This is a genomic window from Xanthobacter agilis (assembly GCF_021730435.1).
Taxonomy (GTDB): Bacteria; Pseudomonadota; Alphaproteobacteria; order Rhizobiales; family Xanthobacteraceae; genus Xanthobacter; species Xanthobacter agilis.
Genome location: NZ_JABWGX010000009.1, coordinates 153,395 through 162,794 on the forward strand (window position 1 = coordinate 153,395; position 9,400 = coordinate 162,794).

The 9,400-nt window shown below is 67.2% G+C and carries 5 protein-coding genes; 1 reads left to right on the forward strand and 4 read right to left on the reverse strand.

Going from position 1 to position 9,400, the window contains the following annotated elements; all coding sequences use genetic code 11:
* Window positions 1-387: 387 nt before the first annotated feature.
* Window positions 388-2,055: a methyl-accepting chemotaxis protein gene (locus tag HUW53_RS08985; RefSeq protein ID WP_237345414.1), complete on the forward strand. Its 1,668-nt coding sequence runs from the start codon at window positions 388-390 to the stop codon at window positions 2,053-2,055.
* Between the two features lie 651 nt (window positions 2,056-2,706).
* Here the strand turns inward: HUW53_RS08985 and HUW53_RS08990 are convergent.
* From HUW53_RS08990 to HUW53_RS09005, 4 genes are all read right to left on the reverse strand, one after another.
* Entirely contained in the window at window positions 2,707-4,320 is a 1,614-nt protein-coding gene (locus HUW53_RS08990) for a methyl-accepting chemotaxis protein (protein ID WP_237345415.1), read from the reverse strand.
* A gap of 405 nt (window positions 4,321-4,725) precedes the next feature.
* The gene (locus tag HUW53_RS08995) at window positions 4,726-6,291 is read right to left on the reverse strand and encodes an HlyD family type I secretion periplasmic adaptor subunit (protein ID WP_237345416.1); all 1,566 of its coding nucleotides are present in this window, start codon (window positions 6,289-6,291) and stop codon (window positions 4,726-4,728) included.
* Window positions 6,288-8,459, reverse strand: coding sequence for a type I secretion system permease/ATPase (locus HUW53_RS09000; RefSeq protein ID WP_237345417.1), 2,172 nt, complete (start codon window positions 8,457-8,459; stop codon window positions 6,288-6,290). Before HUW53_RS09000 ends, HUW53_RS08995 begins: the two co-directional genes overlap by 4 nt.
* 97 nt (window positions 8,460-8,556) lie before the next feature.
* Window positions 8,557-9,400: glycosyltransferase (locus HUW53_RS09005; protein ID WP_237345418.1), on the reverse strand; the 844-nt coding region annotated here is incomplete at its 5' end.

The following is a 9,400-nucleotide window of genomic DNA, read 5'->3' on the forward strand; positions in this document are numbered from 1 at the left end:
GCGGGTAACGTTGAAAACGCGGTCGAGGCGGTGACGACGTTGCCTGTTAAGCATCGCCCTACGAGTGGAGGGGTGTAGGTTGTTTGTTATTCTATGTACAACCTATGCGTGAATTAAACCTATATCTCGTTGAACATAAGATTGGCGCGACTGACCGCCGACCGCCGCGCCGTTACACCTGCGTTGTAATTTGAGGCGGGATTTTCATCTTATCTCTGAAAATGCCATGGCAGTGCATGCTATGTCGAGTATCTGACAAATGGGGGTGAAGTCATGTCTGCAATCAACGATGCTTTTCCGATCGCTAGCGACATTCCGGCGCCCATGGTGTCAGGTGCGGGCGGGGGTGGAATCTTGTCTCGCTTCAGGATTCTCACGAAGATATTGATGGTTGTTGGTCTTCTGGCGGTGGTGGCGGTGGCCATCACGGTCATCGGGGTGAGCGCGCTGCGTGGTCTCAACGCCACGGCGCAGCAGATGAGCGAGATGTCGGATTCCGCCCTGACCGGTGCGCGACTTTCCATTGGCATTACTGCTCTCAGCCGGGGTGAATACAGGATTGCGATCGATCCCAGCGAACAAACCCGAAAGGACATTCTCAATCAGGTTGCGGTCGAGCAGGTGAATTTCCGTCAGCGGCTGGACCAATTGTCGGGAAGTCTCAGCGACGAGGCCGATCTTGAGCGCGTGAGGGAGATCCGCGCGCGGTTCGATACCTATTTGGAGTATTTGAAGGACACCGCTCAGACCGCTGAGAGGGTCCAGGATCAGCACGTCAGCGAGGCCACCGCAGTGTTGCGAGAGTCGGCGATCCGAGGCCGTGCGGCCGCCGAGGAGGTGCGCAAGAGCGTCGCGGCGCTGGTCGGCTCCCTTGATGAGAAGCGGAAGCAGTCGGTGGCAACGACCGAGGCGGAATATCTGCGCTCCTCCACGCAGATGGTGGTTGGCGCCAGCCTGGGCGTCCTGGTGGCGCTGGTGGCTGGATACCTTATTGGCCAATACGGAATTTCCCGTCCTATTCGGGCTGTGGTCGCGGTGCTGCAGCAACTGGCCCGCGGTGATTTTTCAGCCGCGGTGGCGGGCGCGGACCGCGCCGATGAGGTGGGCGATGTGGCCCGCACGGCGCTGGTGTTCAAGCAGCATGGCGAGGAGAAGCTGCGGCTGGAGCGCGAGGCCGAGCAGGCCAAGCGCGACGCGGAGGCGGACAAGCGCGCCACCATGGAACGACTTGCCGCGAATTTCGAAGCTTCGGTGGGCGGTATCGTCGATATCGTGTCGTCGGCGGCCACGGAACTGGAGGCGGCGGCCCAGACCCTGACGGCCTCGACGGAAGAGACCTCGGCGCAGAGCGTCGCGATGGCCTCCGCTTCCGGCCAAGCCTCGACCAATGTGGAGACCGTGGCCGCCGCGGCCGAGGAATTGTCCAGCTCCATTTCCGAGATCGGGCGGCAGGTGGAGGAATCCGCGCGCATGGCCCGCGTGGCCGCCGCCGATTCGGTGGCGACCACCGGCAAGATGCACACCCTCTCGGCCGCCGCTGCCAGCATCGTCGCGGTGGTGGACCTCATCAGCGCCATTGCGCAGCAGACCAATCTGCTGGCCTTGAACGCGACCATCGAGGCGGCGCGCGCGGGTGACGCGGGCAAGGGCTTCGCTGTGGTCGCATCGGAGGTCAAGAGCCTGGCGGAGCAGACCGGGAAGGCGACCCAGCAGATCGCGGATCAAATTACCGCCATCCAGACATCGACCCGCGATTCGGTGGAGGCCATGGCCACCATCAACAAGGCCATCGACGACATCAACGGCGTATCGAGCCTCATCGCGGCGGCGGTGACCGAGCAGATGGCGGCGACCGGCGAAATCGCCCGCAATGTGCAGCAGGCGTCGCTTGGCACCCGGCAGGTTTCGGAGAGCATCGACAGTGTGAGCGTGGCCGCGCGGGATTCCGGCGCCGCGTCCAGCCAGGTGTTGTCATCGGCGGCGGAACTCGCCCGACAGTCCGAGCGCCTGCGCGGGGAAGTGGGCTCCTTCCTGTCGAACGTGCGCGCGGCCTGAGCCGCAAGCATACGGAAGGGGGCGCGACCCGTGCCTCCTTCCGCGAACCCAAGACGCGTCGGCCGGGATAGGGGCGTGAGAGCCGGGGCATGGGCCACGCCTGTCCTCACGAGGCAGCCGCGTTTGACGAACCGCGGAATCGGCACGCGACAGCGGGGCCGACGTGGCGGTATCTTCAGTACGACGGGAGCGGGGTCCGTTGGCGCGGCTCCCGAAGTCGCTCCCTGATTATCGCCCGCCCACACCGACCTTGGCGCCGGTCCACATGGTGTTCGGCCGCCGCATCCGCGACGCTCCGGCTGAACGGCTGCGGGGCAGGTGCCCCCTTGTTCCCGGCCCTTCCAGTCCGGGAACATGGGTCGCGGTCCCTGGTTGCGGACTTTCGGAAGAACGCCCCGCGTTGGTCGCATCCGCTCTTGATGTGCGGTCATTCCCGCGCGGCTCGGAGCGCAAAGGAGCCAACCGTGTTCGGAGCCGTCCGTTCGCGGCCGTCCCCCTCGGTCCAAATCAAGTACAGGTCGGCCGGAGGTCGCCGCGCTTTAGCCAGCCTCCCGCGTGGGGCGCGATGATCCGGCGTTGATCCCGGCGGCGGCAATCCGCCCGGAGGCGATGTGCCTTGAGGCCCCTCGGCGCCGCTGCCGGGGCCTGCGCTCACTGGAGCATCGGCGGCTCGATGCCCTTCGCGGCGCGATGGTGGGCCTGGAGATCGGCGGCGAGCAGATCCAGAATGCGCTGCACCTCATGGCTCGCTGTGTTGAGCGCTTCCAGGGCCTGCAGGGCCTCGTCGGGCCGCCTCTCCTCGTGGTGCCGAAGCGCGAGCTGAGCTGCGGCGTGCACCTGCTTATGCGGCTCGACCAGGGAGGCGAACGTCGGCAGCCGCCGGATTTCGGGGATATTCACGGCCTCGTACCACTTGCCCAGGCGGCAGTGCTGGTGATCAGGCACCTCGTGCGCGTGCCATTCGGCGTGGCCCATCAGCACGTCCACCACATGCTTCTTGAAGAGCACATGGTCGATCTTGGCCATTTCGCACAGGGCCACGGGGGAGTCCGCGTTGAACCAGTCGCGCGCGGAGTTGGAGAAGCGGTCGTTGCTGCTCTGGAGGCTCGATGCCATGCGCATCAGCATCTTCTCGTTGTCGGTCGAGAGGTCGGCGCTCTGGCACACGCGGGCGCCGATCTCCTCGCTGGCGATCTTCTGCTGGGTCAGGACGGAGGCAATGGCATCCGTGCTGCGGGCGACGGTGTTCACGGTGCCGTCGATGGCGGCCACCGCGGCGGAGACCTGCTCGATGTCCTGCATGCTGGCGGCCACCGCCTCCTCGGAGCGGGCCATGGCTTCGCCCATGCGGGTGATGACCAAGCGCATGCCATCGACGCGCTTGCCAATCTCCTCGGTGGCGGCACCGGTCTGGTTGGCGAGGGCCTTCACCTCCTGGGCGACAATGGCGAAGCCCTTTCCGGCCTCGCCGGCGCGCGCCGCCTCGATGGTGGCATTGAGGGCGAGCAGGTTGGTTTGCTTGGCGATGGTGTCGATGCCCTTCAGCACGTCGGCGATCTGGTCGAACGCGGCCACCAGCTCGATGGACCGCTTGCGGGTCTCGTCCGTTGCATCGCTGATGGCGACGGTGGTCGCGCGCAGGTTTTCCACCGCGCCTGTTGCCTCATTCGAGGCGTGGCTCGCATTTTGCGCGTCGCCGAAGGCCTCGTTGCTGGAGCGCGCGATTTCCTCGATGCTGGTCACGAGCTCGCTCACGGCGGAGGCCACGCTTTGCGCGCCTTCCGTGGTCCGGCGCGTGTTGCGCGTGAGCGTGGCCAGCTCAATGGACACCTCGTTCACATTGGCAACGGTGTCCGCGAGATTCTTCAGGTTCCTAAGGTCGCGCTGATGGGCGTCCTCGATGATCTTCCGGGACAGGGCGCGCACGGCGACCGTGCTTTCCACCGCCGCGACCGCCGAGGCGAAGCGGCGCCCTACGGTCTTGAGCGCCGCGGCGCGGCCCGGAATGAACACCTGCTTCGAATAGCGCAGGCAGGTATGTTCCATGGCCACGTCGAGAGCGTCCAGGAGCACATTCGCCGCCAGCCCGTCGTCGAGCAGGCGTTCGACCGATGCGTTGGAGGGCGCGCGATAAAGACCGGCGATGGCCTCGCTCACCCGGACGGCGAGCTGTGGCTCCATGTTGGCGGTGGCCGCGGCGATGCCCATGGCGATCTCGGGCGCACCTGCGGTTGAATCATAGGAAGAATGGAGGATGGCGGACATGAGGCGCTCCCGTTTTCGTTAGCGTGGTCTTTTCCTCGCGAGGGCATTGACGATTCGCGGAAAGCCCACAAACTTTCGTTCTCTCTTCTATGCCGTGATCGGGGTGTGAAACGCCTCCGGAATTTCCCTATTTCGCGATGGGGTTTACGGCTGTGGACAGACCATCGGAGCGGTCAATGTCAGGCGCCGCCGGCACTTCGCCGAGGTTGCGCGCTGCAGTGCCGGTCGGAGGGGCCGGTTGCGGTCTGGGCTGATATGACCCTGCGGCATGGCCCGTTGCCCCGACAGAGGGTTCGTAAGCCACCGCCCATCGTGGCGGCAGAGGTTTCAGGCGTGGGTAGCCGATCCTTGTCGCGGACTATCCCCGGCGCGGCGACGCCGGCGGCCGGTGCGCGGCGCGCGTTCTCATCGCTCGCGCATGGCTCTGGAACCGACGTCGACGAGGGGGGAGAACAGGTATTCGAGAATGCGGCGCTCGCCGGTCTTGACCTCGGCCTGGGCGGTCATGCCCGGCGAGAGGGGCACCGCCACGCCATCGACGACGATGGATTGGCTGTCGAGGGCGATGGTGACCGGGAACACCAGGTTCTGCATGGCCTGGGTGCCGCCAACGCCCTTGGTGCGCGGGGCGGTTGTGGGGGAGCTGAGGCTTTGCTCCACGTCGGGTGAGGAGACCGCATCATGGGCGACGCGCACCACCGTGCCTGAGAGGGTGCCGAAGCGGGTGAAGGGGAAGGAATCGATCTTCACCACCGCCGGTGCCCCTTCATGCACGAAACCGATGTCGCGGTTGGGCATGTAGACTTCCAGTTCCAGCCGCGAGCCCTTGGGCACGATTCGCAGCACCTCTTCCCCGGAGGTCACCACCTGCCCGGCACCGATGACGGCAAGCGCGGTGACCGTTCCGGCGATGGGGGCGGTGATGGTCATCTGTTCCAGCCGTGCCCGCGCCTTGGCGAGGCGCTGGTGGGTCTCCTCGATCTGGCGCTCCACGTCGGCCAGGCGCTGCGCATTTTCGGCGACGAAGGCGCTTTTCGCGCTCGCCCGGTTCTGGTCGATCACGTCCAGCGCGGCGTGCACCTCCGCGAGCTGGCCTTCCTGGACCCGCAGATTGACGCCCTGGGTCTGGCGCACCTCCTGGGCATCCAGCAATTGCGCCTTGGAGCCGACCGCCCGCTCCATCAGCTCCGTGCGCATGCCGATGCGGGTGTCCTGGGTCGCGAGCAGCTCGCGCTGGGCGTCGATGGTGGCCTTCAGGCGCTCCTCTTCGGCCAGCTTTTGCACGCGCTGGGCGTCGAGCGTCAGGATCTGGGTGGCCAGACGGTCCACGTCGCCTTTCAGCACGCGGGTTTCGCGGTCCCGCACCGTTTGCGGGATCTCGTCGTCCCAGTGCGGCACCTCGGCCGGCGCGCCCTGTTCCACCGCCGCCAGCACCGCCCGTCGCCGCAGGGCTTCGCCTTTGAACGACTGGAGCGCCGACGCAAGCCCCGCCTCGTCCGCCTGCGCTTCGCGTGGATCGAGGCGGATCAGCAGCGCCCCCGCCGCGACCTGCTGGCCGTCCCTCACGTCGACGGCCTCCACGCGTCCCCCGTCGAGCGGCTGCACCACCTTCACCCGCCCGGTGGGCTGGATCTTGCCGCCGGCCACCGCCATCACGTCCACCTTGCCCACCCAGCTCCACGCCAGGGCGATCAGGGCGAGGGCGCAGATGCTGATGAGCAGGGTGAGGCGGATGGGGGAGGGTGGGGTGTCGAGAATCTCCAGTGCCGCCGGCAGGAACTCCCGGTCCGCCCCCTTGCGCGGCGCGCCCTTGGCCGGACGGCGCGGCGCGGCGCCGGCAGATGTACTCTTGGTAGACGGACTCTCGGCAGATGTGCTCTGGGCGGGCGGGCTCTCGGTGGGCGCTCTCTCGGTGGGCAGGCGTGTGGTGGGCGGGGTCCCGGTGGGAGCGGCGTTGGCCGGCGTGCTCATTGCGAACTCCTCGCCGTCTGCATCGCCCACAGGCGCGCATAAAGCCCGTTTGGACGCGCCAGCAGCTCGTCGTGGGTGCCGACCTCCACCACCCGGCCGTCGATCATGCCGATGATGCGGTTGCAGTCGCGCACCGCCGCGAGGCGGTGGGCGATGATGAGCACGGTGCGGCCATGCACGATATGGCGCATGTTGGCCTGGATCACCCGCTCGCTCTCATAGTCGAGGGCGCTGGTCGCCTCGTCCAGGATCAGGATCGGCGGATTGGTGGCCAGCGCGCGGGCGATGGCGATGCGCTGGCGCTGCCCGCCCGACAGATTGGCGCCGCGCTCCTCGATCACCGTGTCGTAGCCCTCCGGCATGCGGGCGACAAATTCGTCCACTCCGGCGAGCCGGGCGATCGCCATCACCCTGGCGCGGGGCATCGCCGGATCGGCCAGGGCGATGTTTTCGTGCACGGTGCGGTTGAACAGCAAGTTTTCCTGAAGCACCACCCCGATGTGCCGCCGGAGCCAGGACGGGTCGGCCTGGGACAGGTCGCTGCCGTCCAGCAGCACCTGTCCTTCACTCGGCAAATAGAAGCGCTGCACCAGTTTCGTGAGGGTGGACTTGCCCGAGCCGGAAGGGCCGACGATGCCGATCACCTCCCCCGGCCGGATGCCGAGCGAGACATGCTTCAGCACGTCCGGCAGGCCGGGCCGGTAGCGGAACGTCACGTTGCGCAATTCGATGGCGCCGCGCGGCGGCGGCGGGGCCGAGCGGGTCGCCGGCATACGCTCGGGCGGCGTGTTGAGGATGTCGCCCAGGCGCTCCACCGACACTTGAACCTGCTGGAAGTCCTGGAAAATCTGCGACAGGCGCAGCACCGGCTGGGCCACCTGGGAGGCGATCATGTTGAAGGCGATGAGCTGGCCGATGGTGAGGTCGCCCTCCATGACCGCCTTGGCGCCGAAGAACAGGATGAAGGCCGTGGACAGCTTCGACACATATTGGATGGCATTCTGGCCGAGCGACGCGAGCTGGGTCGCGCTGAACGAGGTCGTCACATAGGCGGCGAGGCGTTCCTCCCACTCGTTTTGCACGATGGGTTCCACCGCCGCCGCCTTCACGGTCTGGATGCCGACGACGGTTTCCACCAGGAACTGCTGGCTGAGGGCCCCGCGATCGAACTTCTCCTTGATCTTGGTCAAGAGCAGCGGGCGCACCGCCAAGCTGATGAGAAGATAAAGCGGAATGGTCGCAAGCACGACCAGGGTCAGCCATGTGCTGTAAAGAAACAGAACGGCGATGAAGATGAGGGCGAACAGGCAGTCGAGGACGGCGAACAGGCCCTGACCGGTGAGGAAGGAGCGGATGGTCTCCAGCTCCCGCACCCGCGCCACGGTCTGGCCCGCCGAACGGGTCTCGAAATAGCCCACCGGCAACCGCAGCAGGTGCTGGAACAGGCGTTGCCCCAGCTCCACGTCGATGCGGTTGGTGGTGTGCGAGAGCGCATAGGTGCGTAGGTATTGGAGGATCACATCGAAGGCGCCGATGATAACGAGGCCCACCACCAGGACGGTGAGGGTGGACATGCCCTGGTGCGCCAGCACCTTGTCGACCACCACCTGGAAAAACAAAGGGGTCACCAGCGCGAACAGCTGGATGAACAAGGACGCCAGGAGCACATGGCCGAGGGCTGAGCGGTAACGCCAGATGGAGGGCAGGAACCAGGCAAAGCCGAAGGTCTCGGGTGCGGCGCCGGCGCCGCGGAAGCGGCGGGTGACGCGCAGGGCCATGGGCGCCAGGGCGGCGGCGGCCTCGGCACCGTCCAAGGCGGTTTCCACCCGGCTCACCGGATCGATAATGCGGTATCGCCCATCGGGCAGACGCCCACCGAAGACGCGGAAGGCGCCGTCCTTGTTCTGGAGGATCGAGGGCGCCGGCAGGCCGGCGAGGCCATCCGGCAGCTTCAGGCGGCCGATGGCGGCCTTGAGGCCCAGCAGGCGCGCCGCCCGCACCACATGCTCCGCGTCCGCCACGCGTCCACTGCCCAGAGCCAGGTCGCGGCGCAGCGCCTGCGCCTCGGCCGGGATGCGGAAAAAGGCGGCGATGCCGCACAAGGCGATCAGTCCGCCATCGGCGGGCTCCTGGGCCACGATCGCGTCGGGCGAAGAGCGGGAGTTCATGACGCCATCCATCCTTCGTCGGCCGCTACCGGACGGCACAAGATCGCCGGCCGTCGGGCCGTCGGCGCGCGGTGCGCGGTGCTCCATTCCAAGCTCATCATGAGATTATCGCCCTCTCGGTGACCTTATCATGCCGCCGAGTCATCCTCAGAAGTCCCAGCTTGGCCAGCCATGCGAGCAGCCGCAGGGCGTGGGCGTGGCGATCGGGCGCTATTCCGGCAACAAGTGTCGCCGCTGGGGCTGGCCCTTCGGCGGCGGCGGCGAGGATGGTTTGCAGCTCGTCCGCCGTCGGGCGGACCATATCGGCGAAATTCACCATCTTGAGGCCGAGCGCGGCGCGCGCACGGGCCTGGGCGTGCGCGGCATCGACTTCCGCCAGCTCGAGAACGGTGTCGGCGCGCAGGGCATGGGTGGGGTAGGCCGCGAACGCGGTGAAGGGGTCGGGCCGTGCCGGCCAGGAGCACGGCGCGGCGGGGGCGATGGCGCGATGGGCATTCCGGACCTCTTCCAGCTCGCGCCACAGGCGCTCGTAGCGGGGGATGATCGCCGACCAGTCGTAGATGTCCCGCGCCCGGGCGCGCCCGGCCTCCCCCATGCGCCGTCGCAGCTCGGGCGCGGTGAAGAGGGTGTGGAAGGCCTGCGCCGCCGCTTCCACGTCCACCGCCACCACTGCGGAGGTGAGCCCGCAATAGACGTCGTAGCTGTCGAGCCCCAGCGCATGGCGGGCGGCAAGATCCTGGCCGAGGCCGGGCGCCGGCATCAGGGTGGGGATGCGGAAGCCGTCGATGCCGTCGCGTACGGTGTCGCGATAGCCGTCCCAATCGCTCACCACCACCGGCAACCCCGCCGCCATGGCCTCGACCGGCGTCAGCCCGAAGGTCTCCTGAATGTTGTCGGAGAGGGAGCAGAACACGTCCGCCGCCGCCCAGGCGGCGCGCCGC

Coding starts and splice junctions, on each gene's coding strand:
- HUW53_RS08985 (WP_237345414.1), top strand. CDS start 388: ATGGTTGTTGGTCTTCTGGCGGTGGTGGCGGTGGCCATCACGGTCATC.
- HUW53_RS08990 (WP_237345415.1), bottom strand. CDS start 4,320: ATGTCCGCCATCCTCCATTCTTCCTATGATTCAACCGCAGGTGCGCCC.
- HUW53_RS08995 (WP_237345416.1), bottom strand. CDS start 6,291: ATGAGCACGCCGGCCAACGCCGCTCCCACCGGGACCCCGCCCACCACA.
- HUW53_RS09000 (WP_237345417.1), bottom strand. CDS start 8,459: ATGAACTCCCGCTCTTCGCCCGACGCGATCGTGGCCCAGGAGCCCGCC.